This is a genomic window from Zhongshania borealis, assembly GCF_039539625.1.
Lineage (GTDB): Bacteria > Pseudomonadota > Gammaproteobacteria > Pseudomonadales > Spongiibacteraceae > Spongiibacter > Spongiibacter borealis.
Genome location: NZ_BAABDM010000002.1, coordinates 433,081 through 459,225, shown reverse-complemented (window position 1 = coordinate 459,225; position 26,145 = coordinate 433,081). Strand labels below are relative to the sequence as shown.

Here is a 26,145-nt window from a genome sequence, read left to right as displayed (position 1 = left end):
ATTATGTCCCAGCAGACATGGTGCCTAGCGGCTTCTTATTTCTCAGCGACAATATCGCTCGCCGCTACACCATCATTTAATCCCGCCAAAATAGCGTTCATCACTAATATTGCTGCTCACTCGTCGCTAATCTCATTTTAGCGGTGCCAGCGGCGGCTAATCCCAGTAGAATACCGCGCCATGGACGTATCTTATATTCTTGATGAACTCAATGACGCTCAGCGCGACGCGGTGACCGCCGACAGCCCTGGCACCCTCGTACTTGCCGGTGCTGGCAGCGGCAAAACCCGGGTACTGGTGCACCGTATTGCCTGGAAAATTAAGGTAGAGGGGCTGTCGACCCACAGTATTATGGCGGTAACCTTTACCAATAAGGCCGCCAAAGAGATGCGCGGGCGCATTGAAAACTTGCTGGGCAGCAGCTTAAACCACGGCATGTGGGTAGGCACTTTTCACGGTCTAGCGCATCGCCTGCTCAAGGCGCACGCTAGTGAAGCGGGCCTACCCGACAACTTCCAGATTTTGGACAGCGACGACCAGCTCCGCCAACTCAAGCGTATTCACCGCGAGCTGACGTTGGACGACAGCCGCTGGCCGCCCCGCCAATCGCAATACTTTATCAATGGCCACAAAGATGAGGGCCGCCGCGCCGCGCACATCGATGATTTTGGTGGCGACCTTTATCTAACAACCATGCTTAAGGTCTACCGCCGCTACGAGGAGATCTGCCGCCAGCAAGGCGTGATCGACTTTGCCGAGCTATTGTTACGGGCGCTGGAGCTATGGCGGGACAATCCAGCAATTCTTGATCATTATCAGCAGCGCTTTAAGCACGTATTGGTGGACGAGTTTCAAGACACCAACGCCGTGCAATACGCGTGGTTGCGCCTACTCGCCAGCAAGGGTATGGCCATGACCGCCGTGGGCGATGACGATCAGTCGATTTACGGCTGGCGCGGCGCCCGCATTGAAAATATTCAGCAGTTTTCGAAAGACATTGAAAACACCCATATCGTGCGGCTTGAACAGAACTACCGCTCTACTGGCACCATTCTTAAAGCCGCAAATGCGCTGATCGCCAATAATAGCCAGCGCCTAGGCAAAGAGCTGTGGACCGAGGGCGATGACGGCGACAAAATCTCCCTGTTTGCCGCCTTTAATGAACAAGACGAAGCGCGCTTCCTCACCGACCGCATTGCCGAGCTAGTTCGCGACGACTACCGGCGCAGCGATATTGGCGTCTTATACCGCAGCAATGCTCAGTCGCGGATACTGGAAGAGTATCTGATTCGTGCCGGCCTGCCCTATCGCATCTACGGCGGCCAGCGTTTCTACGATCGTCTTGAAATCAAAAACGCCCTTGCCTATTTACGCATTGTTGAACTGCGCGACGATGACACCGCCATTGAACGAGTCATCAATACCCCCACTCGCGGCATAGGCACGCGTACCGTGGAGATTCTACGAGAGTACGCGCGCGAGCATCAGACCTCGTTGTGGCGTGCGGCCTTAGCAATTATCGAAAATGGTCTGCTGCCCGCCCGTGCCGGCAACGCCCTGCGCGGCTTCCTAGCCCTGATCGAAGATTTAGCCGAACAGTGCCGGGATCAGCCCCTTGATGAACAGATTAATATCGCCATTGATCGCTCGGGCTTGCTGGCCTTTCACGAAAAAGAGAAAGGCGAAAAAGGTCAGGCCCGGGTTGAAAACTTACACGAGTTAATCACCGCTGCCGCTGCCTTTGAGCCGGAAGAAGAAGACGTTGAGCCACTGCGCGCCTTTCTCGACAGAGCTGCGCTAGATGCCGGCGACCAACAAGCCGATGAGCACGAAGACAGCGTGCAATTGATGACCTTACACTCGGCCAAAGGTCTGGAGTTTCCCGCGGTATTTATTGTCGGCGTAGAAGAAAATCTCTTCCCTCACAAAATGTCGATGGAAGATCCTGAACGACTCGAAGAAGAGCGGCGTTTAGCCTATGTGGGCATTACCCGCGCCGAGCAAAAACTGTTTTTAAGCTACGCCGAGTCTCGCCGCCTCCACGGTCAGGAAAGCTTTAACAGCCTCTCGCGGTTTATTCGTGAGATTCCCAACGAGCTGATAGATGAGGTGCGAATTAATAACACCGTTAGCCGCCCCAGCAGTTATGCACAAAGCGGCGCAACGACGTCTCAACAGGCTTCGGCCGCGGCGATGGGCATTGCCCTCGGCCAGCGGGTATTGCACAGTATTTTTGGCGCCGGCGTGGTTCTCAGCTTTGAAGGTCAAGGCGCCAGCGCCCGCGTGCAAGTTAATTTTGAAGACGAGGGCAGCAAATGGCTGGTGCTGCAATACGCCAATTTGCAGCTTTTGTGAGATATTTTGTAAGACAGATTTATAAATAGGGAAGACCATGAAGCCCAATAATAATTATACGCCGCTGATCATTCTCGTACTGCTTGCTGCGCTGGTCAGCATGAGCTGGCTGTATGTAGGTGAACGCAGCCGTGATCACAGCCGCAGTGAACTTCAAAAGAGTAGCAGCGGCCAACAAGTTTTTCACTGGAAGCTGGTTACCACTTGGCCCAAAAACTTTCCTGGCCTTGGCACGGCGCCAGAAAAATTTGCCACCATTGTGAATGCCATGAGCCAAGGGCGCCTACTCATTAAAGTTTATGGCGCCGGCGAACTCGTTCCTGCTATGGGTGTGTTTGACGCCGTCTCCGCCGGCAGCGCCCAAGCCGGACATGGCGCCGCCTATTATTGGAAGGGCAAGCTACCTTCGTCAATTTTCTTCACCGCCGTACCCTTTGGCATGACCGCACAAGAAATGAACGGCTGGCTCTACCATGGCGGCGGCATGGAACTGTGGCGCGAAGCCTATGCGCCGTTCAACTTAATACCCATGGCCGGCGGCAACACTGGTGTGCAAATGGCCGGTTGGTTTAATAAAGAAATTAATTCCATTGAGGACGTAAAGGGCCTGAAGATGCGCATTCCCGGCTCCGGCGGGGAAGTCTGGAACCGCCTTGGCGGCAGCGCTGTAACCCTGCCCGGCGGCGAGCTTTATACCTCGCTGCAAACTGGGGTGATCGACGCCACTGAATGGGTAGCACCGTCAAATGATATGGCCTTTGGCTTTCACGAAGTGGCTAAGTATTATTATTATCCCGGCTGGCATGAGCCGGGCTCGACCCTTGAGTTGATTATCAACAAGGGCGCGTTTGAGGCATTACCCAAAGATTTGCAGACCATTGTTGAAGCCGCAGCCCGCTATGCCAATGCGGATATGCTCGACGAATACACCGCACGCAATAATACCGCGCTCAAAGAATTAGTGGGAAAGCATAAAGTGCAACTGCGCAAATTACCCGACGACGTGCTTCGCGAACTGCATACGGTATCGGACGAATATCTATTGGAATTATCAAAAACCGACGAGCTAACTGGCCGAGTGTACAAAAGCTGGAAGCAGTTTATGGAAGATGCCAAAGAGTATCACCACATCTCGGAACAAGCGTATATCAACGCGCGGGATCTCTGATCACCGCGCAAGTTCAGCACGGACTTAGGCGATTTTTACGTATTCTTTGCTGATTTCCCATAGACGCTCAGCCGCGACATCGTCCTTGGCCCAGCGTTTAATTTTGCCCGGTTTACAATCAGCAAAATACACGCCACTGGTCTTATCTAAGCTTGGTGAGGTGGCGACGAAAATGGAGGTTTTCGCTCCCTGCTCCGGCGTTTTAAAAAATAACTTCGTGATGCCGCCGACAATTTTACCCATCAAGACATTGTCCTGATGGCCGAGATGCGTAGCGACTGCACCCGGGTGAACGCAATTGGCTGTTACACCGCTGCCCTCGAGTTTTTTCGACAATAAGCGCGTCCAAAGAATATTGCATAGTTTGGAGTGGCCGTACACTTTGAATATTTTGTAAGGCGTGGTTTTATATTCAATATCGTCAAATTGCACGCCCTTCACAAACGCGTGCGCCTCTGACGCCACACTAACAATACGCGCTGGCGCACTTTCTTTAATTCGCTCAAGCAGCAAATCTGTAAGTAAAAAATACGCTAGGTGATTTACCGCAAAGGTTTCTTCAATGCCCTCGGCAGTGGTCTTGCGCTTGGTATTCATTACCCCGGCATTATTTAATAAGAGGTGCAGCGGTTTACCTGTATCTAAGAAGGACTGCGCTACCCGGCGAATATCCTGCTGACTGGCAAGATCGCCTACGAGCAGCGTTGCTTTGCTCTCCGGCGACTGAGCGGCAATTTCTGCCAATACCGCCTCGCCCTTTTGGCGGTTGCGGCACAGCAAAAATAATTCTGCACCCTCTGCCGCCAAGGCCAGCGCCGTGACTTTGCCAATACCACTACTGGCACCGGTAATTAAGCAGACCTTATTCAGCATCGACATTATTATTCTCCATTATTGTCGTAAGCTAGCAGGCCGAGATGGCGTTATTTGTGTTCTAAAACAAGGCGGTATTAATCAACCACTCTTGTGCGGCCATTACCATCAATTGCCACGAACACAAATTCACCCTCGGTTACTTTGGCTGGCTCGTATTGGTGTTTATTGGTGACCCAGACTTCGACCCGAACCCGAATAGAACTACGTCCCACATCGACGATATCGGTGTAGCAACTGACTGCCGCACCCACATTAACAGGCGTCATAAATGCCATTGAATCGACTGCCACGGTAGCCACCCGGCCGCCGGCGCGACGCGCTGCAGTTTGACTGCCAGCAAGGTCCATTTGCGACATAAGCCAACCACCAAAGATATCACCGCTGGCGTTGGTGTCAGCCGGCATGGCGATAGTCAGTAGGGCGAGTTCACCCGCGGGCTTTGGCGTGTCGTCGATGTCACGCATAAAATTGTCTCTCTAAAATTGGAATTATTTAAAGCCGCATAGTTAACGTGCACTATTCGGCATTGTCAATGACGTGTATAGCATTATTAAAGCCACGGGTATAGCGGGCAAACCCCTTATTGCCCGCGAACAAAGGCCGGTAGCCAGGTCGCTAACGCCGGCCACCAGGCCAATAAAAATAGCATAAGCAATTGCAAACCAATATACGGCGCCACGCCGCGATAAATATCCGCGGTGGATACTGACGGTGGCGCCACACCACGCAAGTAGAAAAGCGCAAAACCAAATGGCGGTGTTAAGAATGAGGTTTGTAAATTGAGGGCAATCATAATACCCAACCAAATTGGGTCGACGCCCATCGCCAGTAGTATCGGCCCCACGATTGGCACCACCACAAAGGTGATCTCAATAAAGTCGAGAATGAACCCAAGTAAAAATATCACCACCATGACAATAAGCGTGGCGGTAACGACCCCGCCGGGCAGTCCATCAAAAAAGTGCTGAATGAGTTCGTCACCACCGAAACCGCGAAACACCAGAGAGAACACTGCGGCACCAATAAGAATCATAAACACCATGCAGGTGACTTTTAATGTGTCGCGAGCCACTTCACCTAAGCGCGCCCAGTTCAACTGGCCTTTAGCCGCCGCCATCAGTGCTGCGCCCAACGCGCCCACCCCCGCCGCTTCGGTGGGGGTGGCAGCACCTACCAGAATTGACCCCAATACCGTCATAATGAGTCCAATCGGGGGTAGCAAACCTTTAATTAACGCACCAAGTGGTGGCGGGTTTAAGTCCTCGGCGGCGGGAGCCCGCTCCGGCTGACGGATGGCAACAAAGCCCATATAGAGCAAATACAAACACACCAATAACAAACCCGGCACCAAAGCACCTATAAATAAATCGCCAACCGACAGAGTCTTGGGACTGAAGACACCCAAGTCCAACTGCGCCTGCTGATATGCACTCGATAAAGTATCGCCTAATAAAACCAAGGCAATAGACGGCGGGATGATCTGACCCAAAGTGCCCGTCGCGCAAATTGTGCCTGTTGCCAGTTTGGGGTCATAGCCACGGCTGAGCATCGTCGGCAATGACATCAATCCCATGGTGACCACGGTGGCACCAACAATCCCAGTGCTGGCTGCCAATAGCATTCCCACCAAAATAACAGAAAAGCCCAAGCCCCCACGACGGCGACCAAATAGCGCCGCCATATTGTCGAGCAACTCTTCCGCTAGGCGACTTTTCTCTAACAACACACCCATAAGCACAAATAACGGCACGGCAATGAGCGTGACATTACTTATGGTGCCATACAGGCGGTTAGGCAGCGCCGATAAAAACGAGGCGTCAAAATGGCCCAACGCAATACCAATACCAGCGAATATCATGGCGGTACCCGCCAAGCTAAACGCCACTGGGTAGCCGAGCATCAACACCAAGCAAATAACCACAAACATTAAAATAGGCAGCAGCTCAATCAGCATGGTGGCTTGCCTCCTGACTGATCAGCACTTGGATATTTCGCAACAACTCGGCAATGCCCTGCAACGCGAGGTTAATCGCCATGAGCGGCAACAAGGATTTCAATAAATAGACAAATGGCAAACCGCCCGGCTCCACCGAGGTTTCACGAATCGCCCAAGCATTCCCGGCAAACTCCCAGCTGGTAATTAAAATAAGACCGCAGAGCGGCAAAAGGAAAACGATACAACCAATGCTGTCGACCCATGCCTTGCTACGGCTAGAATAGCGTTGATAGAAAATATCGACCCGCACATGGCCGCCGTGCTTAAGGGTGTAAGCTGCCCCCAGCATGAACACCGTGCCGTGCAAATAATTTACCGACTCCTGCAACGCCGTCATGCCCTGACCAAAGCCATAGCGCATAATGACTACCGCGGCGGTACCCAACATCATGAGGGGAATTAAATACGCCAATAGGCGTCCAAAACGTTCGGTAAACGAATCGATTAAAATTACACACTGTTTCACTGACTGGCATCCCTGAATAAGCGCCTCATTATAGCCATTCTAATGCCGCTGCCGCGAATTTCGACCTGGAGAATCTATGCGCTCTATTATTCTTAGTCTTGTTTTGGCGACCAGCGCGAGCGTTTGCAGCGCCGACATTATTGCCCGCTATGCCATGGGCTCTGAAACCGTGGTCCTCAGCTACCGCGACGATGAACATATCCGCGTTGACCGTGGCTCGCAGGGGTATTCCATTATCAACGGCGACCAAGCCACCGCGATTATCAGCCAAGGCAGTGCGCAAGTCGTGATGAATGTCGACGATATGGCCGAGGTAATCGCCAGTGCCCAGCAAGGCCAAACCATCGATATTCCCGACACCCACGCGGTCAGCCTCAAGCCCACCAAGGAATTTAGCGATATTGCTGGTTTCAAAGGACGCCTTTATATTGCCGGCGATGGCGCGAACACCTATCGCACCGTGTTAACTGACAGTCCCGTGGTGATACAAGCTAGCGACGCCCTGCGCCAGTTCTTTCGCCGCTTTGCCAGCGCCATGAAAAATGATCGCGGCAATAAACTGCTCGCCTTAGAGAACAGTTTCAAAGACCAGCCAGACCGCGGCGTACTCTATGTTCAGGGCGGTTTTAAGCTGATCAGTATTGGTCAGGCAGAACGCCCAAACAGCCACTACATTCCACCGCCAATTGGCATTCAGTTTTCAATGCCCGCCGCCAGTCGCTGAGATCGGCCTATTACAATCCGCCCCAAGGTCCAGATCATACCGTGATCTGGGCACGTAAAATCGGTATCATTGCCTCCCCATGCTAATGTGAATTCCAAAGCGCTATGACAGATCAGGCCCCCTTCGCCGACCAAGAAACCCTGCTAGAATTATTTGCCGGCATCCATCCCGGAAATAACCAGCCGATTTTTGAGAAAGTCCTCGCCACACCGCTAACGAATGCTGGTGAATACCGACTCCTCAAATCGCCGCTTTTTGTTCGCGGACTCGCGGCGCTCGACACCGTAAAAATCAACGAAGATGCACGCGGCCGGTTTAGCTTAATTGAACACAGCGGCAATCTTTGTGTGCGGGTATTTTTACGTCAGCCCAATGAAGATCTTGAAGTCCAGCTCACCGCAGAAATAGAAAAGCTTGGCGGAAGCATGGACATTAAAACCGATCGCGCAATTGCCTATAGCATTCACTTCGGCGTTGGGTTTAGCAGTATTGAAGAATTGCTGAATAAATGGGCCAACAGTGATCAAGCCAAGTGGGTCTACGGCAATGTCTACGATCCCGAGACCGGCGACCCACTCAATTGGTGGCAGGCACTGCTACAGGTTTGAACTTAGCTTCACAGGACACCCTATGTTATTGCTTATTTCTCCAGCCAAAACCCTGGATTTTGAAAACCCCGCGCACACCAAAAAATTTACGCAAGCTGATTTTTTGCCGCGCTCGCAAGTGCTGATCGAGCAGTTACAAACACTCAGCCCCGACGATATATCCGGTTTAATGAAAATCAGTCCCAAGCTTGGGGAGCTCAACCATCAGCGCTTCATGAACTGGCAGCTGCCTTTTAGCCCAGACAATGCCAAGGCTGCTGTACTGGCATTTCGCGGCGATGTTTATACCGGCCTCGACGCCGACAGCTTTAGCGCAAGTGATTTCACCTTTGCCCAACAGCATTTGCGTATTCTGTCTGGGCTGTATGGTTTATTGCGCCCACTGGATTTGATCCAGCCCTATAGACTGGAAATGGGTACCAAATTCGAAAACAACGCCGGTAAAAATCTCTACCAATTCTGGGACACTCAGATTACCGACGCGGTAAATCTCCAACTGGCCGCCGTTAAATCCCAGATCTTGGTCAACCTTGCTTCAAATGAATACTTTAGCGCGATCAAACCCAAGGCTTTAAACGCCGACATCATCACCCCAGTTTTTAAAGATTTTAAGAACGGAAAGCACAAAATCATCAGTTTTTACGCCAAAAAAGCACGCGGCTTAATGGCGAACTATGTGATCAAAAATCGCATTAAAAACGTCGACAGGCTTAAACAGTTTGACTGCGATGGCTATTATTTTAGCCCAGAGCAGTCTACGGCCAGAGAATGGGTTTTTCTAAGAGACGGTGCCGAGTAGTCGGCGCTACTCCATCGATAAGATTTGACGCCACTCCTCGGCGGTAACCGGCATAATCGACAGGCGACTGCCCTTCTGGACCAATTTCATTTCACCTAACGCTGGCTCTGCTTTTAAGTCTGCCAGCGAGATCACGCGCTTAAATTTTCGTTCAAACCGGACGTCGACCATATACCAGCGCGGCTCGTCCGGGCTGGCTTTGGGATCAAAATAGCGCGACTCTGGATTTTGCGCGCTATCGTCGGGATAGGCCTCGGCAACAACCTCGGCAATACCTGCAATACCGGGTTGTGGGCAGGAGGAGTGATAAAAGAATACCTTGTCGCCCATCTTCATTTGATCGCGCATCATATTGCGCGCCTGATAGTTTCTAACGCCGTCCCAATGTTCCGTGCCATTTGGTCGCTCACGCAGATCGTCGATACTGAAGGTATCTGGTTCCGATTTCATCAACCAATAGGCCATTGTTGTACTCCTGAAAAAGCCGTTACACTTGGCGGCACGAGGATAAGCTGCCAATGTCCGCCACGCGACGATTTAAGCATAATTCAAAGGGAATTAACCATGAATCAAGCCAAGCCATTCTCACAAGCCTGTGAAAACAACCAGTCCTTTATCTTAGACATACTCTCACCACTGCTAAGCCCTGATCAACGAGTACTGGAGGTTGGCAGCGGCACTGGACAGCACGCCGTATATTTTTCCGCGAATATGCCCGCCGTTCAGTGGCAATGCAGTGATCGCCGCGAGAACTTAGACGGCATAAACGCCTGGCTAAACGATGCCGAGCTCGACAATCTCGCGCCGCCATTGGCGCTAGACGCCAGAGACGTAGACTGGCCGCAACCCGCTTTTGACGCCATCTATTCGGCCAATACCTTACATATTATGAGCTGGCATGAAGTGGAATTGCTATTTACGCATTTGCGCAAAAGCTTGAAGGAGACCGGCTTGCTTTGCGTATACGGCCCCTTTAATTATCACGGCGAGTACACCTCACCGAGTAATGCCGGTTTTGACCAATGGCTTAAACAGCGCAACCCCCAGAGCGGAATTCGCGATTTTGAGGCAGTTAACACCTTGGCGGAAAAAATCGGATTGGTCTTGCAGGCCGACCACGCGATGCCCGCAAATAATCGCCTATTAGTTTGGCAATCTCAGGCTGCCTGAGCCACCGGCGCTATACATAAACAAAAAATACAGGCATAAAAAAACCCGGCGCATTGGCCGGGTTTTTTCTAGACTATTAAGCGTCAATAATAAGCTTAGTAGTCAGTTTCTTCAGAAGCGTCGTACTCGTACTCATCTTCTACTACAGGCTCTTCGCTCATGTAGTCGTCTTCCATTGCCGCTGCTTCAGCCGCTGGCTCCTCGTCCATCATGGGGTCTTCCATCATGACTTCGTCAACCATTGGCTCATCCAGTATTGGCTCTTCAACCATTGCGTCTTCAACCATAGGCTCGTCATACATCATCGGCTCAACTGAAACATCGCTATTGTCACCAACCACTTTCAGTTCAACACGGCGGTTTTCTGCACGGCCAACTTTAGTGTCATTGCTAGCAATAGGCTGCTCTTCACCGTAGCCACGAGCGGTCAGACGGTTGGCTTCAACACCACTGCTAACCAAGTAGCTTTTTACTGATTTAGCGCGGTTTTGCGACAGGTTCATGTTGTAGCTGTCACTGCCAGTGCTATCGGTGTGACCCTGAAGTTCAACCTCAAAACCAGGTGAACTTACCAAGGTCTCTGCAACACCATTCAGAATGGTTTCAGCATTCATGGTCAACTGTGCGCTGTTTAGCTCAAAGTTTACGCCACGTAGAATTACTGCCTGATCTTTCGCGCAGCCATTAGACATTACCGCTTGACCCGCTGGAGTGTCAGGGCATGCATCGTCAGCATCAACAACACCGTCGTTATCGCCGTCTAGTGGGCAGCCACTCGCATTAACTTGGGCGCCAGCTGGGGTGTTAGGGCAACGATCAAGGTAGTCTGCAACACCGTCGTTGTCACCGTCGAGTGGGCAGCCAACGCTGTCTACTTGAACGCCACGTGGCGTGCCTGGGCACTGATCAAGTTCATCAGAAACGCCATCGCCATCCGCATCTTTTACGCCGTACTGGGCATCAAAGAAGTTATAGCGTAAGCCCACGAGCAGGCTTTGTGCGCTGTATTCAGTTTCAGTTTTAGTTGAGCCCGATGAGAAAGTCGCATCTTCTGAAACACTGTAGCGGTAACCCGCATCAAGCGCCAAACGGGGGCTTAGGAAATAAGTAACACCTGCACCCAACTGACCAATCATCACGTCATCATCAGCATCACCCACATCGAGGTTGGCTTGACCCAAACCAAAACCGATATAAGGACGCAGACGCTCGCCGGCAGAGAAGTCATACCAGAGGTTACCCATCATGGAAGTCACTTCAAGTGAACCATTGGCAGAAGCTGATGCGCCGCCAGCACTGATGCTGTCGATGTCATTCTCGCCTACGCGGTATTCAAACTCTACGCGGTATGGGCTTTCAAATTTATAACCGAAAGTTAAACCATAGCTAAAGTCGTCGTCATAGCTTGTTTCAAAGTTAGTGCTCGCTGCACCACCGCCGGCACCGAGCAAACCAGTGAGCAGATCACCAACAACTGGAATATCACCAAGTGGGCCAAGACCACCAGCACTAGTAGTTGTCGCGGTACCGTCAGCATCGAATACATTGTTGTAAAAAGCATTACCACCAAGGTAGTAACCTTTTTCCTTTTCGGCTTCAGCCATTGCCACACCAGTTGCCGATGCTAAAATCACACCCGCAGCCAGAGCAGATTTCCATTGCTTACTCATAAACATCCCCTGATCATTAAAGTTATACCTCTCGCCGGAAACCGAGCAGTTTCAGCGAGTGGGTTTTCTCACTTGCGCAATACTAGTCCATAGTAGTGCAAAATATCATTAAAAAAGCGTGCACAATTAACGATTACGCAGACCTACATGCTAAACCGGCACTGCATTTCGGTAAAGCGCCGACCTGTTAAAACCCCCTATTTGGGGCGAATTACCCTAAACGCCACCCGCCTATTGCGAGCGCGTCCCTCGCTGTTGCCATTATCTGCAAGCGGCATGCTCGCGCCAAAGGCATGAATATCAATGCGCTCCGCGGCAACCCCCAAACTAATTAATGCATCTCGCACCACCAGTGCACGGGCGCGGGATACACGGTAATTCACCTCGTCACCGCCACGGTCGTCGCTATGGCCTTGAACTGCCAAGCGATATTCCGGCGACGTGGTCATTACCGCCGATATAGCCATTAAATGAGCTCGCGCTTCGGCGCTAAGCTCAGTCCCGCCGGCCGCAAATCGAATGCTCTCCAAGCCAACGCTTTGCCGGGCCGCACAGCCGTTACGCAATACCCGCTCACCCGGTTCACTATTGGGGCAACGATCCGCACTATTTTTGACCCCATCGTTATCGCTGTCCATGCAGCCATTGCTGTCGACCTCGCTTCCCGGTGGCGTATTCGCGCAGCGATCAAGTGAGTCAATAATGCCGTCACCATCGCTATCGGCGCAGCCATAAAGGTCAGTTTCCGCGCCAAGGAATGTCTGTGGACAGCGATCATTCACATCGGCGACGCCATCACCATCGCTGTCTGCAATTTTTGGCGCGCGCGGCGCAAACTGATAACGCAAACCCAACTGCCAGCGCTGGGCCCGCAATCCGCTATCAAACGCTTCGTCTGCAGTTTCAATATCGATATCTTGAGAAAATTCATACCCGTAAGACAAATCCAACAGCCAATGTGGCGACAAGACCAGCGCCACCCCCGCCGACATGTGCAGCGTCCACTGGCGTTGCGTTTCTCCAGCCAGGCTGGCGCGTGCGGCGCCCAGCCCTGCGCCGAGGTAAGGCTGCACGAGCGGCGTCAACAGGCTAAAATCGCGCAACAACGACAGGTTCACGCCGCGACGATCTAATTTTTTGATGCGTGTGCCTGCGCTGCCTTTAAGGCCAAGCCCCTCATCAAAATAACCACCCTCTAGCCGCCAATGCTCGGCAACGCCTCGGCCTATCGCGATTTGATACGCACTATCAGCGCTATAGTCGAGATGATAGCGATCGCCCGTGCTGGGCTGAGGAAACAACAAGCCTGAATCGCCACTGCTACGCTCATCGACTACGGCCTTGCTCGACGACCACACGCCGCCCAGCCCCGCTTTGAGGTAATAGTGTCCGTCGACGTCTGCCGCGCCACTCACAATCGGAAATAGACCGGTCAAAAACACTAAACCCTGCCAACCACAACTTTTTTGCAAATTCACGCCCCGCCGCACCTCAAATACCCAGCATGAGTGTATCCTCCGCTGGCACTTTGACCAATAGCGCAGAAAAAGGCGCTTTGCGATACCATACACACTCTGATTTCACTCTCTAGCCCAAGGCAGTCACCACCATGATCCCTGAACTCCTGTCTCCCGCCGGCAGTTTGCGCAATATGCGTTACGCCTTCGCCTACGGCGCCGATGCCGTGTACGCCGGACAGCCCCGCTACAGCCTGCGGGTGCGCAATAATGAATTTAAGGATCTAGACACGCTGCGCACGGGTATGGAAGAAGCCCACAGCCAGGGTAAGAAATTCTATCTCGCCTCAAACATTTCCCCGCACAATGACAAAATTCGCAGTTATTTGCGCGATTTAGAGCCGGTGATTGAAATGGGCCCAGATGCACTCATTATGGCCGACCCCGGCCTTATGATGCTGGTGCGCGAAAAATGGCCTGAACAAGTCATCCACCTCTCGGTACAAGCCAATGCCGTTAACTGGGCGGCGGTTAAGTTTTGGCATCAAAATGGTATTCAGCGGGTGATACTGTCCCGCGAATTGGCACTGGATGAAATTGAAGAAATTCGCCAGCGCGTGCCAGAAATGGAGATTGAAGTCTTTGTTCACGGCGCCCTGTGCATTGCCTATTCCGGCCGCTGCCTGTTATCCGGCTATATGAATCACCGCGATCCCAATCAAGGCGCCTGCACCAATGCCTGCCGCTGGAAGTATCAAGCCCACGAGGCCAAGGAAGACGAAACGGGTGACATCGTCGCAGTGCGCCCTCCTGAGCCTGTGCAAACTTTCATCCCAGAACCTCAGCCAGCCATTGTCACCGAACCAGTTTTATTGCAGCAGGCCCAACGGCCCGGCGAATTCATGCCCGCCTACGAGGACGAGCACGGCACCTATATTATGAACTCTAAGGATTTGCGCGCAGTGCAGCACGTTGAACGCCTTGCCGCGATGGGCGTGCACTCCTTAAAAATTGAAGGTCGCACCAAGTCCCACTATTACGTGGCCCGCACCGCCCAAGTTTATCGCCGCGCCATTGACGACGCCGCCCACGGCAAACCCTTCGATATGCATCTAATGGACGAGCTCGACACCCTCGCCAACCGTGGTTATACCGAAGGCTTTTACCGCCGTCACCCGCCAAAGGAATATCAAAACTACGAAATGGGCCTGAACAATGCCCAGCAACAACAGTTTGTTGGCGAAGTGGTCGACGCCAAAGACTCGGTGATTACCGTAGATGTTAAAAACCGTTTTGTTACTGGCGACACCTTGGAACTCATGCTCCCCGGCGGCAATACCCGCTTCCAGCTTAAAACCCTTAGCGACAAACACGGTAAAGCCATCGATGCCGCGCCGGGTTCCGGCCACCGCGTGCAAATTCCACTGGATCAACCCTTACCGGAGTCGGCACTAAAATACGGGCTTTTGGTCAAAGACATTAACGCCTAGCGAATGAATGACCACCAAGTATGGTTTAAAGCCCTAGGCTACACTGTAAAAACGAATAGAAAATAATTGGACGGAATATGGAACGGCAAAAGCTGCGTAATTTACGGGCACTCGTCAACATCAGCTTACTGAGTATGGTGTTCGGCGCTATCTTAAATTTGCTGGGTGATCTGCTCGGCAATAACTACGTGCTCGTTATTGGTATTTTAGTGGTACTGATAACCTTTTATTGCTACCGCCGCGCCGACAGCGAAGCCGCCTCCAGTATGGCCTATTATTTATGGCGCTATCTTCCCACGCTTATTTTTGTTGCCATGCCCATTATGTTCTATTGGGTCAGCAGCGACGCTCAGTGGTCACTAACTGAAATCATCGTGCTCACACAAATCGGCACCAGTTATATCCTGCCCATACTGTGCTTACTCTATGTTGAGCGCGTCCTTAAGAACGCCCAACAATAACCCCGATCGTGGCGGCGAGCTTAATCGTCGCCACGTCGAAATGGCAACATTTCACTGGCCTCACGCAAATACTGAGCAATGTGCAGCTTTTCATCTTTGAGAAACTTCGCCACCGCAACAGAGAAGTCCGCATCGGCCAGCCAATGATTTGAGTACGTTGAAATCGGCGTAAATCCGCGCTGAATTTTATGCTCGCCCTGCGCGCCGGGATCAAAATGGCGTAAGCCTTCGCGCAGACAATATTCAATGCCCTGGTAGTAACAGGCCTCAAAATGCAGAAATTCATATTCCCGCACGCAGCCCCAGTAACGTCCATACAAAGTGTGCTGGTCGCGAAAATTTAGCGCCACAGCCACCGCTTCGCCCTCATGGCTAGCGAGCACCATCACCAAATGCTCTGGCATGGTTTCCGCCAATTGTGTGAAAAAGGCTTCGGGTAAATAACCGCCGTGGCCGCTGCGCTTGGCATAGGTCATTTGATAGCAGTGGAAAAAGAAACGCCACTGCGCCGAACTGATTTCACTGCCGACTAAAACCTGCAAATCAAGATTCTGGTCGGCAACCACCCGCCGCTCTTTGCGCAAGGTTTTGCGCTTACGCGAGCTAAAACTCGCTAAAAACCCCTCAAAATCCCCATACTCCTGATCAAACCAATGGTATTGCGGCCCACTGCGTTGCATAAACCCCTGCTGCTGCCACAACGCCGATATCTCAGGTTTAGAAAATAAAATATGGACCGATGAAGCATTCATTTCCTTTGCGTGTGCGGGCAGCACCGAGGCGAGGGCCTGCATCACTTCTTCACGCTCGGCCTCGTCGGCCACACAAAGCCGAGGCCCAGTCGCCGGCGTAAAAGGAATTGCAGCTAATAATTTGGGATAGTAAGGACGGCCATGGCGCTGATATGCCTCAGCCCACGACCAATCAAAAACGTATTCGCCATAGCTATGGGTTTTAATATACAGCGGCATCACCGCGATAATATCCGCCTCGCGCCGCACGACAATATGGTGGGGCTGCCAGCCTTTGTCGGCGGCCACCGCACCACTGGTTTCCAAAGCATGTAAAAATTCATAGCGGGTAAAGGGGTAGTCAAGGCCGGCAATGGCATTCCACTGCGCTGACCCCAGCACAGAAATCGCGCTGATAAACTCGACATCAAGCATCAAATAACTCTCATGTGGCGAGCATAAAGTGCAGCACAATACCCGCAAAAATAACGGCGCCCACCCAGTTGTTATTTAAAAAGGCCTTAAAACAGTCATCGGCAACGCGATAGCGAATAAGCCGCTGCTGGTAGACAAACAGACCGCTGGCGGCGATTAAACTGGCGTAGTAAATAAAACTCATACCAAAGCGCACACCCACCATTAACATGACAATGATTACGCAGACTTGCAGCATCGCGGTGATGGTAATGTCGTCGTCGCCAAACAAAATTGCCGTCGATTTAACGCCAATTTTCAGGTCATCTTCGCGGTCAACCATGGCGTAGAAGGTGTCGTAGCACAGGGTCCAAATCAGCACAGCGATATACAGCAGCCACAGCGCTGGCGGCAAGGCTCCAGTCTGTGCAGCAAATGCCATGGGAATACCCCAGGCAAACGCCGCGCCCAAAGCCAGCTGGGGCAAATGGGTGTAACGCTTCATAAAGGGGTAGCAAGCGGCCAACAAGACCGCGCCCAAAGACAGCAATACCGTTAATTGATTCGTAAACAACACCAGCACAAAGGCCAGCAAACACAAACTCGCAAATAAAATCAGCGCCTCTTTCTCGCTCACCAAGCCTTGGGCAAAAGGCCGAAGTTTGGTGCGACTCACATGCGCGTCGATCTTGCGGTCAGCGTAATCATTTATAACACAGCCCGCTGAGCGCATCAGAAAGGTGCCCGCAATGAAAATAAACAGGACATGCCAGCTTGGCAAGCCCTCGGCAGCGAGCCACAGTGCCCACAGTGTTGGCCAAAGTACCAGATAGGTACCTATCGGGCGGTCGACCCGCATCAAGGCAAGGTATTGGGGATATTGTTTTTGAATGTGGCTAGTTAGCTGCTGCATAATTCAATCGCTCGGACTTTATACTGAGTATACCAGCACCAAGCGTCCATACCGTAAGTGCTACCAGGGGCAAAAAGCTGGCAAAAATATTTCGCTAACCATGATAGGGCGTTGGCTCAATAAAAACCGTGATCGGCGTCCCCACAGCATTACCTCTGACCCCGGACTTATACCTACAGGCAGGCTAGCGGCGGGCAATTGACAAATTTCATAGGGGTCGCGAGACATCGAGCGATCGGTAAACAGCAAATGGCCTAAGGGCCGATTATCGAGATGTCGCAGTCGCGCAAGGCGCCCAACCAACGATGTAGCTGGCAGTACACTGCGGGCAAAGACCCAGGGCTCGTTTCTACAGCAGAGCACAACTTCGCGAATCAAACCCCAGTTGCGGTCGCCCATACCCAGTAACCGTCGCTCAGACAAACGCGGCAACGCCCAGCGCTGAGACAAGACCTCTACGTGAAATTGGCCGGCTGAAACGCGCTGCAAATGCGCCGTCAGCGAACCGGTGTCCAGCAGCCACCGAGCATCGCTTGCAGGCAATTTAACGCCCGCAATATGCTTACAGCTCAACCAATGTGGCTCAGCGGTCTGGAATCGAGTTGCTTGAAAAGCGTACAATAGCGGCCTTCCAGTATTGTGAATAAGAAATTATACGGATTCGGCCGTAAATTATGCAGCACTATTTACTAAAGTGTGGCGGCAGAATGCGTGATTCACCTGCGACTTGCAAGTTCCAATATCAGCCAAATGGACCATGATATATAGGGACTTTTAACTTAAGCTTCGCCAATTAGAAGCGCTGTGCTTAGAGGATGTATACGAATGAGTAAATGGGAATGTATTGTTTGCGGCTGGGTCTACGACGAAGCCACGGGTGACCCGGATTCCGGAATCGCCGCGGGCACCCGCTGGGAAGACATTCCCGATGACTGGCTATGCCCGGACTGCGGTGTAGGTAAAGAAGACTTTGAAATGATCGAAAAGTCGGAGGAAAGCGACCTGCCACACCATGACGAGCCCGCCTCAGCCAGCGCTGAAGCGGCAATCGTCGTGATTGGCACCGGCTTAGCGGGCTATGGCTTAGTTCGCGAAATTCGCAAACACGACAAAGAAAGCCCGATCATTATGATAAGCGCCGACGACGGCCGCGCCTACTCTAAGCCCATGTTGTCTACCGGCTTTACCAAAAACATGGACGCCGATGGCCTCGCACAGAAAGACGCCGGCGGCATGGGTGAAGATCTTAACGCCAGTGTGTGGACGCTGACCAAAGTCACTGCCATCGATACCGCAGCGCAAACAATTACTATTGGCGACAAAGCCACCCAAGTTCACTACAAAAAATTAGTACTGGCGCTCGGTGCTGACGTTATTCGTCCACCCATCAAAGGTGACGCCCTCGAGTATGTTTATTCAGTTAACGATTTGCTGGACTATGACGACTTCCGCACTGCCGTTGCCAAAAACAACGTCAAAAAAGTCTGCATTATTGGCGGCGGTTTGATTGGTTGTGAATTTACCAATGACCTGCTCAACGGTGGCATCGAGATCGAGACGGTTGACCCACTCGGTTACTGTATTCCGACCCTGCTACCTGAAGCAGCAGGCAAAGCGGTGCAAGCCGGACTCGAAGCCAAAGGCGCGAAATTCCATTTTGGCCCGCTGGTCACCGAAGTGAACAAAGCTGGCAGCGCACTGGCGGTTAGCCTAAACAATGGCGACACCATTAGCTGCGACTTGGTTTTATCCGCTGTTGGCGTTCGCCCACAAATCGCCTTGGCGCAGGAATCCGGCATTGCCGTGAACCGCGGTATAGTGACCAACCGCCTACTCGAAACCAGTGCACCTAATGTTTACGCCATGGGTGATTGCGCGGAAGTGGCAGGCCACGTTCTGGTTTACGTTGCCCCGCTTATGGCCCAAGCACGCGCCTTGGCAAAAACCCTGACCGGCGAAGCAACTGAAGTTAGCTACCCCGCTATGCCAGTAACCATCAAAACCCCAGCTTGCCCAGTGACTGTTAGCCCTGCCCCCCGCGATGCGGAAGGTAGCTGGGAAATTGAGCAAGACGGCCTGAACGTGGTTGCGCGCTTTGTCGCCAGCAATGGCGACTTGTTGGGCTTCGCCTTAACGGGTGAAGGCACCAAGCAAAAAATGGCCCTGCAAAAGCAATTGCCAGCGATTATGCCTTAGTAAAATACCTTAAGGTTTTTACTTGTAGCGGCTGCCTCCTAGGCAGCCGCTAGTTTATCCATTCTTTAAATATATAGCGCGCTTAACCAGTTCACCCAAATTGAACGGGGATCCGCTCTGAGGATTAGCACAAGGGGAAAACGCCGGCTTAATCTGATCGGTACGACGTAGAATTCACTCCGTACATTCCAAACTCACCACCCATGGCATAAAAAATATCGGGGGGTAATTTACCTAAAAACGAATCCAATTCCACAACGACTTCTTTATTCCTATCGATAAGCAATTTTAATTCATCATTGATCTGATCGTGCTGATTGGACAAAGCCAATCCACGCGCTCGCTCGCTATTGTATTTAGATTCTATATCTTCCAACTTCTCTTTAGCCCAATCCCGTTCATCAATACACTCGTCAATTTGTTCATTGAGATCATCTGTCGCACGTCGTTCCTGATAGTTGCAACTCTCTAAACACTGCCTATCCGGTTCATTTCGATAAGTGCCAAAAATGGGATCTTTAACTCTTTGTTCACATCGGTTTCCACAATCAAAATCAACCGGCTCTGCCCTACAATTTAAGTTCGCATCGTCCATATACGATTCTGCTTTAGCTTGGTATTCATTCATATTTTCAATAATAGGCGCCATGCTCTGCTTTATGCTTTCGCGCTCTGCCGCTAGCACCTGTAACTTGGCATGCCTCGCATTAAAGGATTTAACTTGCTCGTAAATGCGTTCTAAGTCGGCAGATTCTGTTTTCGCCATTTTTGTTGTTATTTCTCCAAGGGTAATGACACCCTCTTGGTATACCACTATTTTTTCTCGCTCACCGTCTGCATTCCATATCCTACTTTCAACGCGATCTTCATATTCTGAGCAGGGACTACTCTTAAAAATGACTGACCTTTTTTTATACCGCTTAAATATGTTACTGCACCTTGAATACAGCTCATAAAATTGGCTGCGTAAATTCTCCACGTCGCCGTCCTCACCCTTAGCATCTTCAGCAACCTGAGGAGATGCCTTCAACTGCGCAATCTCTTCCTCTAGCGAAGCAAGCCCGTTTTCAATATCCGCTAAGGTCTTTTCGAGTTGATCATCGGCAATATTCGCTACATAGGTGCGCAGTGTATTTATCATTACAGGGTCCGGCGCGTCGCCGCTTAACTCTCCCCTCTCAATCAAGGCCTGAATAATCAACTCGTTCTTGCGCTCTAAGTTCGCCCTCATATCGCTACTGTCTGCATAGGTAGAGCTTGTGTACGCTGAAATAAAAGTCAGGCACAGCACACAGAATAAAACACGCACCAACGGCTTGGTTTTCAAGAGAAAAACTGGCATTTAAATGAGGACTCTATTAAAAGTGAAGCAAAAAAACTGAGTTTTAACTTTACCGCGCGGTGTAAACGCGGTCAATTTCACACGGCGAGCGACAAGCAAACGTAAAAAGGAGAGCTAGATAGCTCCCCTTTTTTTTATGTCTTCACGGTTTTATTAATAGCCCGCGAGGTACTATTCTGGCCGCAACTCAAAACCCAAGCGGGTATTGGCGATTTCCAAGGTGTCGCCATGCTCTAATTTTCGTGGCTGTAAACCAATCTGCACACCGTTAATAATCGGGGTACGGCCGTCTTGGCCTTCGATATGCTCCAAATAGTAATCTTGCTGACGTCGACTAATTGCCGCGACTTGCAAGCCCGCTTTACCTAATTTGGTCTGCGCTTTGCTCAGTACCATTTCTCGGCCGGCAGCCCCACCATTTTGCACCCGCAAATACCCAAGCATGGCAACTGGCGCCGGTTCGGTGCTGCGCATCGCGGGGCGAATTGCGATGGTTTTTTCGACCTCATCGTCTACTTCTGCAGGACGTTGGACGCCGTGATAGGTAAGTGAATGCTTACCAATAGTGATGTAGTCGCCGCTGCGCAGAGCATGGCGCGTGACGGGGTTGCCGTTCACTGTCGTGCCATTGGTGCTGCCTAGATCGACCAAAAAACTATCATTATTAAAGGTTTCTACGGCCGCATGGCGGCCACTCACCGCAAGATTTTCAATGCAGATATCGTTGTCAGCCGCCCGGCCAATCGTGACCCGCTCTTTGTCGAGAGGAAAATCCTCAATCACTCTACCCTGAAAACTGAGAACCAGCTTTGCCATAATTCCTATCCGTTACTGAGCTATTTACCTAGTCGAACCAGTCAAGCGTTTCGTCTGACGCTTCGTCTTGCCCGGCGACCACCTCGTCGACACACACTATAATAATAGAAATATTATCCTTGCCGCCGGCTGCATTCGCCATGTTTAGCAGGAACATTGTTGCCGTTTCCGGTTCCTTGCCATGCTCACCGAGCACCTTGGCAATTTCATCGTCTTCGAGCATACCGCTCAGGCCATCTGAGCACAGCAGGTATACATCGTTACTGCGAACCAGTTCTTCCAATAAATCGACTTCTAGGTCTTCAACCAAGCCAAGCGCCCGCGTAATCACGTTTTTGTTCTTGGCGTTACGCGCTTCTTCTTCGGTGTACAGCTTACGCGTCAGCCACTCTTGAACCAGAGTGTGGTCAGTGGTGAGTTGATCCAAAAACCCTTCACGAAAGCGGTATAAGCGCGAATCCCCAACATGGGCAATGGCCGCGCGATTACCGCTAAACTGCATCCCCACAAGGGTTGTACCCATGCCTTTGCGCGCGTCGTCGCGCTTGGCTGCCTCAAGTATCGCGTTATTCGCAGTAATCACCGCGTCGCGCAGATGGAGGGTTTCGAGGGAATAGATAGCATTTTCGGCGCTAGGCTCAGGTCGGCTAGCAAGGGAAAGATATTGGCGTACTTCATCAATCGCGATCGCACTCGCAACTTCACCGGCATTGTGACCGCCCATGCCATCGGCGACGACCATATAGCCCTGCTCTACCACAAGGCCGATAGCGTCTTCATTGTGTTCGCGCACTTGACCGACATCAGTAATGCCAAAGGCACGAAAATGTATACTCTCATCCATGAACTGGCGCCAAAATTGGGGACTATTAAAAACTGAGTATAGTCACCGACTTTTAGCGCGGTCAATGAAGTTACAAAATAAGCGCTGTACCCATTTAAAGGCTCAGCGCTTATTCATTGGCGGTATTAAGGCTGTGCTTGATCTACAACACAGCTGTCTGTGGGTATATTCGGGTCAATCACGCACTCAAAATACGGCACTGTTTCGTTGTAGGTGCCGTCGAGCATCTTGCGCATATTCTCAAACGCCACTCGCATCACCGGGTGGTATGCCTGAGCTTCAGAGCCATGACCCGCTAGATTTAGGTAGGGATCGAGGTCACCCGCGCCCAAGGTACCGGTGCCTGTAGTACCCGGATCTTGGTACTCGGGAATACCAACAACGGTAAAAAATTGCGTTGGAATACCAGCCGTAGTCAAACCCGAGGCCATTACTCGGCCCTGATTGTGGGGAACCAGGCCGTCGTTTATCGCGTGCACGACGGTAGCCGCACGCAATCCGCCCAGCTGCATTTCTGCCACGTGATATGCGGGTGAGCGACGCTGATACGCCAGCGGGCACAACAGCGGATTACCACCGGTTTCGCGCTCAATTCCAGCTTGCGCCTGCGCAGCAGTTTCCGACATTGACGCCACCGCGGCCGCTTCGGTATAGGTCTCGATCAACTGGCTTACGCCCTCAACATCCAGCCAATAATCGTATAGCGAGCTGCCATCCTCCGTCACGGCGGTCGACTCGACAATCGCGGTCCCAGAAATGGAGCCACCCATCGACACGCCGAACATATATACCGTTTCGATACTGGGGAACTTCTTCATGGCATGCAGGGTGGCAGCAATGGTGTCGTGAGCGCCACGCAGAGTGGGAAAGCCCAAATTGTCACGATAATCCGTGGCAACAAAGGCAACGCCACCAGGACTATTCTCAAATTTTTGCGCGAGACGAATTTCGCGGGTCATGTGTGGCAACCAACTTTGGCGCACCGTGTGGCCAATACCGTGAGCAAATACCACGAGCTTCGTTGGCTCTTCGCCCGACTTATACACCAGCAAACCTTCCGGCAGGGGCAAATTAGACGCGGTGTCTTGCACGCACATAGGGTTAATGTCCATTGGCCCAGCAATCTCAAAGGCGGCCAAATCCGTTGCGGCGTCAGTCGTAAAAGCTTCCGTTACGTAGGTCGACGCGCTCGATGAACCCGACGACGAACTACTGGAACCACCGCAGGCAGCAAGAGAAGCCGCAAGGCCCAGCACAAGAATACGAGGATATTTCATTGATTCACCACTAATAAGAAACCGATATGACTCCCCGGCAAAGACATTCGTCGAGAATTCATCTAAAAACACATTTATTAATATTTGTGCAGTTATGTTCACAATGAAAACATATCTTGTCAATCTGCGATATTGTGGAATACTCGCATATCAATTTTAGGCAGCGCCGAAATGCGCTATAGGAAGAACAATATGGGTTTCTACGAGAATAAAATACTTCCCTTCGTCATCGACAAAGTGTGCTCAATCCCACCCGTCATGGCGCTTCGTGCCAAAATCGTGCCGCTCGCAACCGGCGTAGTACTTGAGGTAGGCATGGGCAGCGGGATCAACCTCGCCTTTTATAAAGCCGAAAACGTCGACTTTGTGTGGGGCCTCGAACCCTCGGAAGGCATGCGTAAAAAGGCCCAAGGCAATCTTAAAAAAGCCGACGTTAAAGTAAAATGGCTAACGTTAAACGGCGAAGACATCTCTTTGGAAGACAATAGCGTCGACACGGTATTGCTCACTTACACCCTCTGTACTATTCCCGACTGGCAGCAGGCCTTGCAGCAGATGCGTCGCGTACTCAAGCCCGGAGGTAAATTACTGTTCTGCGAGCACGGCTTGGCGCCAGACCGCAATATTCAAAATTGGCAAAACCGCGTCACCCCAGTGTGGAAGAAACTGGCCGGTGGCTGTCACCTCAATCGCCCCATCCCCGATCTCATCACCAGTTGCGGCTTTAAAATAGAGACCCTAGAGCAGTGCTATGTTGATGACGCACCGCGAATCGCTGGCTATATGTACTATGGAACAGCGACAAAGGCTTAATTTATTCGTCCCGCTGCCACTTAACATCGCGCGAAAAATAGAAAACCACATTACACTCAAGTTTTGAGTGTAATGTGGTGTCAGGGACGCAACTTCTGACATAGCCATGCTAAAGTTAAACGCTATACACTCAGTCACTGATAACAAAGAGTAAATAGCCCATGCGCAATATTCCTCTGCACTGGCAAATTGCCATCGCGATTCTCCTTGCAGTCTTGGCCGGAGTTTTAGGCGGCCCCAGCGCAAATATTGGCGGCCTGTCGTTTATTGCCGTATACACCTTCCTCGGCACCATTTTTCTCAACGCCTTAAAAATGCTAATCGTGCCATTGGTGGTGTCGTCTATTATTAGCGGCATGGCGGGTGTTGGCGGCGATAAGCTCGAAAAACTCGGTGGAAAAACCCTGCTGTTTTACGCCAGTAGCAGCTTAATCGCCATTCTTATCGGCTTGGCAGTGGTCAATGTCATTGCCCCCGGCAGTGGCGACAATCAGGCCTTGGCCGCCTCTATTAGCACAAGTGACCCAGAACTCACCGACACCTTAGCCAAGGTCGAAGGCCGCGGTATGAGCGATGTTGTGCAAGTATTTGTGCGCATGGTGCCGACCAATGTGGTGGCCGCCGCCGCCGACGGGCAAATGCTTGGATTGATCTTTTTTAGCTTATTGTTTGGCTTTTTCTTGGCCCGCAGCAAATCGGAACACGCGTCCACCCTGATGCATTTCTGGCAGGGCGTCATGGATATTATGACCGCCATCACCATGTGGGTAATGAAATTCGCGCCCCTCGGCGTGTTTGGTCTGGTCGCCAAAACCGTTGCTATTACTGGGTTTGCCGCCTTCAAACCCATGCTGCTGTTTTTCTTTACCGCGCTACTGGCACTGATGATTCACGCCTTTGTCGCCCTGCCATTGCTGCTCCGCTATGTGGGCGGCGTTAGCCCCAAAAAACACTATGCCGCCATGACGCCCGCGCTGCTGACCGCGTTTTCAACGGCATCCAGCTCAGCAACCCTGCCGCTCACCTTAAAAAGTATTCAGGAAGAGTCCGGTGTTTCCAAACAAGTTAGCGGCTTTGTCTTGCCGCTGGGCGCGACGGTCAATATGGACGGCACCGCGCTTTATGAATGCGTCGCCGCCATGTTTATTGCCCAGGTGTATGGTTTAGAACTTGGCTTTGTTCAGCAATTCACCATTGTTATGATCGCCTTGCTCACGTCCATTGGCGTTGCCGGTATTCCCGCCGCGAGCTTAGTCGCGATCTCGGTTATTCTCGGCGCAATTGGCCTGCCTTTGGAAGGCATTGGCCTGCTCTTAGTTACCGACCGTGTACTCGATATGCTGCGGACAGCCGTAAACGTATTCAGTGACTCCTGCGCAGCAGTAATTATTGCCCGCAGCGAAGGAGAAACCACCAAGATTGCCGCTTAAGTCGGAAGTCGGAAGTCGGAAGTCGGAAGTCGGAAGTCGGAAGTCGGAAGTCGGAAGTCGGAAGTCGGAAAATTGCCTCCCACCGATAATCTGCTGACAAGTCAGTTATTAATTTTCGACTGACACCAG

At 51.6% G+C, this 26,145-nt stretch carries 25 protein-coding genes; 11 read left to right on the top strand and 14 right to left on the bottom strand.

Annotated features, from left to right (window positions below; translation table 11 throughout):
• The first annotated feature begins 180 nt into the window (after window positions 1-180).
• Window positions 181-2,355 carry a DNA helicase II gene (gene uvrD / locus ABD836_RS08420; RefSeq protein WP_344934544.1) on the top strand — a complete coding sequence of 725 codons (2,175 nt, stop codon included), beginning with the start codon at window positions 181-183 and terminating at the stop codon, window positions 2,353-2,355.
• Between the two features lie 37 nt (window positions 2,356-2,392).
• Window positions 2,393-3,523 carry a TRAP transporter substrate-binding protein gene (locus ABD836_RS08415; protein WP_344934541.1) on the top strand — a complete coding sequence of 377 codons (1,131 nt, stop codon included), beginning with the start codon at window positions 2,393-2,395 and terminating at the stop codon, window positions 3,521-3,523.
• A gap of 24 nt (window positions 3,524-3,547) precedes the next feature.
• Here the strand turns inward: ABD836_RS08415 and ABD836_RS08410 are convergent, their stop codons facing one another.
• The 4 genes from ABD836_RS08410 to ABD836_RS08395 form a co-directional block, all read right to left on the bottom strand.
• Window positions 3,548-4,402: an SDR family oxidoreductase gene (locus ABD836_RS08410; RefSeq protein ID WP_344934538.1), complete on the bottom strand. Its 855-nt coding sequence runs from the start codon at window positions 4,400-4,402 to the stop codon at window positions 3,548-3,550.
• A gap of 71 nt (window positions 4,403-4,473) precedes the next feature.
• Window positions 4,474-4,863, bottom strand: coding sequence for an acyl-CoA thioesterase (locus ABD836_RS08405; protein WP_008252927.1), 390 nt, complete (start codon window positions 4,861-4,863; stop codon window positions 4,474-4,476).
• Window positions 4,864-4,979: 116 nt separating this feature from the next.
• Complete coding sequence (locus ABD836_RS08400) at window positions 4,980-6,353, bottom strand: TRAP transporter large permease (protein WP_425583027.1); 1,374 nt, start codon at window positions 6,351-6,353, stop codon at window positions 4,980-4,982.
• Entirely contained in the window at window positions 6,343-6,861 is a 519-nt protein-coding gene (locus tag ABD836_RS08395; RefSeq protein WP_344934535.1) for a TRAP transporter small permease subunit, read from the bottom strand. Before ABD836_RS08395 ends, ABD836_RS08400 begins: the two co-directional genes overlap by 11 nt.
• Before the next feature lie 76 nt (window positions 6,862-6,937).
• Between ABD836_RS08395 and ABD836_RS08390 the strand changes: the two genes are divergently transcribed.
• The 3 genes from ABD836_RS08390 (at window position 6,938) to yaaA (ending at window position 8,992) form a co-directional block, all read left to right on the top strand.
• A complete protein-coding gene (locus tag ABD836_RS08390) occupies window positions 6,938-7,585 on the top strand; it encodes a hypothetical protein (protein ID WP_344934532.1) in 648 nt (215 codons plus the stop codon).
• A 104-nt stretch (window positions 7,586-7,689) separates the two neighbouring features.
• Entirely contained in the window at window positions 7,690-8,193 is a 504-nt protein-coding gene (locus ABD836_RS08385) for a DUF4265 domain-containing protein (RefSeq protein ID WP_344934529.1), read from the top strand.
• 22 nt (window positions 8,194-8,215) lie between these two features.
• Window positions 8,216-8,992 carry a peroxide stress protein YaaA gene (gene yaaA, locus ABD836_RS08380; protein WP_344934526.1) on the top strand — a complete coding sequence of 259 codons (777 nt, stop codon included), beginning with the start codon at window positions 8,216-8,218 and terminating at the stop codon, window positions 8,990-8,992.
• Between the two features lie 6 nt (window positions 8,993-8,998).
• On the opposite strand, the gene ABD836_RS08375 is transcribed toward yaaA, so the two are convergent.
• A complete protein-coding gene (locus ABD836_RS08375; protein ID WP_344934524.1) occupies window positions 8,999-9,457 on the bottom strand; it encodes an EVE domain-containing protein in 459 nt (152 codons plus the stop codon).
• Between the two features lie 99 nt (window positions 9,458-9,556).
• Between ABD836_RS08375 and ABD836_RS08370 the strand changes: the two genes are divergently transcribed.
• The gene (locus ABD836_RS08370; protein ID WP_344934522.1) at window positions 9,557-10,162 is read left to right on the top strand and encodes a DUF938 domain-containing protein; all 606 of its coding nucleotides are present in this window, start codon (window positions 9,557-9,559) and stop codon (window positions 10,160-10,162) included.
• Between the two features lie 95 nt (window positions 10,163-10,257).
• Here ABD836_RS08370 and ABD836_RS08365 read toward each other — a convergent pair whose 3' ends face one another.
• Entirely contained in the window at window positions 10,258-11,832 is a 1,575-nt protein-coding gene (locus tag ABD836_RS08365) for an OmpA family protein (RefSeq protein WP_344934520.1), read from the bottom strand.
• Between the two features lie 197 nt (window positions 11,833-12,029).
• A complete protein-coding gene (locus ABD836_RS08360) occupies window positions 12,030-13,310 on the bottom strand; it encodes an OmpA family protein (protein WP_344934518.1) in 1,281 nt (426 codons plus the stop codon).
• Window positions 13,311-13,441: 131 nt separating this feature from the next.
• On the opposite strand from ABD836_RS08360, the gene trhP reads away from it, so the two are divergent.
• Together trhP and ABD836_RS08350 are read left to right on the top strand one after the other, a co-directional pair.
• Complete coding sequence (gene trhP, locus ABD836_RS08355; RefSeq protein ID WP_344934516.1) at window positions 13,442-14,779, top strand: prephenate-dependent tRNA uridine(34) hydroxylase TrhP; 1,338 nt, start codon at window positions 13,442-13,444, stop codon at window positions 14,777-14,779.
• 77 nt (window positions 14,780-14,856) lie between these two features.
• Window positions 14,857-15,240, top strand: a complete 384-nt coding sequence (locus ABD836_RS08350; protein ID WP_344934514.1) for a hypothetical protein — start codon at window positions 14,857-14,859, stop codon at window positions 15,238-15,240.
• Window positions 15,241-15,260: 20 nt separating this feature from the next.
• Here the strand turns inward: ABD836_RS08350 and ABD836_RS08345 are convergent, their stop codons facing one another.
• The 3 genes from ABD836_RS08345 to ABD836_RS08335 are packed head-to-tail and all read right to left on the bottom strand — an operon-like array spanning window position 15,261 to window position 17,919.
• Window positions 15,261-16,406 (bottom strand): GNAT family N-acetyltransferase, encoded by a 1,146-nt coding sequence (locus ABD836_RS08345; protein WP_344934512.1) that lies wholly within the window; start codon window positions 16,404-16,406, stop codon window positions 15,261-15,263.
• A 10-nt stretch (window positions 16,407-16,416) separates the two neighbouring features.
• Complete coding sequence (ubiA, locus tag ABD836_RS08340; protein WP_344934510.1) at window positions 16,417-17,298, bottom strand: 4-hydroxybenzoate octaprenyltransferase; 882 nt, start codon at window positions 17,296-17,298, stop codon at window positions 16,417-16,419.
• Between the two features lie 60 nt (window positions 17,299-17,358).
• Complete coding sequence (locus ABD836_RS08335) at window positions 17,359-17,919, bottom strand: chorismate--pyruvate lyase family protein (RefSeq protein WP_344934507.1); 561 nt, start codon at window positions 17,917-17,919, stop codon at window positions 17,359-17,361.
• A 204-nt stretch (window positions 17,920-18,123) separates the two neighbouring features.
• Here ABD836_RS08335 and ABD836_RS08330 point away from each other — a divergent pair, with 204 nt between their 5' ends.
• On the top strand, window positions 18,124-19,494 hold the full coding sequence (locus tag ABD836_RS08330; protein ID WP_344934504.1) for an FAD-dependent oxidoreductase: 1,371 nt from the start codon (window positions 18,124-18,126) through the stop codon (window positions 19,492-19,494).
• A 148-nt stretch (window positions 19,495-19,642) separates the two neighbouring features.
• Here the strand turns inward: ABD836_RS08330 and ABD836_RS08325 are convergent, their stop codons facing one another.
• The 4 genes from ABD836_RS08325 to ABD836_RS08310 all read right to left on the bottom strand — a co-directional run bounded on the left by ABD836_RS08325 (window position 19,643) and on the right by ABD836_RS08310 (window position 23,773).
• The gene (locus ABD836_RS08325; protein ID WP_344934502.1) at window positions 19,643-20,836 is read right to left on the bottom strand and encodes a hypothetical protein; all 1,194 of its coding nucleotides are present in this window, start codon (window positions 20,834-20,836) and stop codon (window positions 19,643-19,645) included.
• A gap of 171 nt (window positions 20,837-21,007) precedes the next feature.
• Window positions 21,008-21,652, bottom strand: coding sequence for an FHA domain-containing protein (locus ABD836_RS08320; RefSeq protein ID WP_344934500.1), 645 nt, complete (start codon window positions 21,650-21,652; stop codon window positions 21,008-21,010).
• A gap of 28 nt (window positions 21,653-21,680) precedes the next feature.
• Complete coding sequence (locus tag ABD836_RS08315; protein WP_344934498.1) at window positions 21,681-22,496, bottom strand: Stp1/IreP family PP2C-type Ser/Thr phosphatase; 816 nt, start codon at window positions 22,494-22,496, stop codon at window positions 21,681-21,683.
• A 125-nt stretch (window positions 22,497-22,621) separates the two neighbouring features.
• On the bottom strand, window positions 22,622-23,773 hold the full coding sequence (locus ABD836_RS08310) for an alpha/beta hydrolase family protein (RefSeq protein WP_344934495.1): 1,152 nt from the start codon (window positions 23,771-23,773) through the stop codon (window positions 22,622-22,624).
• Between the two features lie 192 nt (window positions 23,774-23,965).
• Here ABD836_RS08310 and ABD836_RS08305 point away from each other — a divergent pair, with 192 nt between their 5' ends.
• Both ABD836_RS08305 and ABD836_RS08300 read left to right on the top strand, forming a co-directional pair.
• Complete coding sequence (locus ABD836_RS08305) at window positions 23,966-24,586, top strand: class I SAM-dependent methyltransferase (RefSeq protein ID WP_344934492.1); 621 nt, start codon at window positions 23,966-23,968, stop codon at window positions 24,584-24,586.
• A 161-nt stretch (window positions 24,587-24,747) separates the two neighbouring features.
• Window positions 24,748-26,016: a dicarboxylate/amino acid:cation symporter gene (locus ABD836_RS08300; protein ID WP_344934490.1), complete on the top strand. Its 1,269-nt coding sequence runs from the start codon at window positions 24,748-24,750 to the stop codon at window positions 26,014-26,016.
• The last annotated feature ends 129 nt before the right edge of the window (window positions 26,017-26,145 follow it).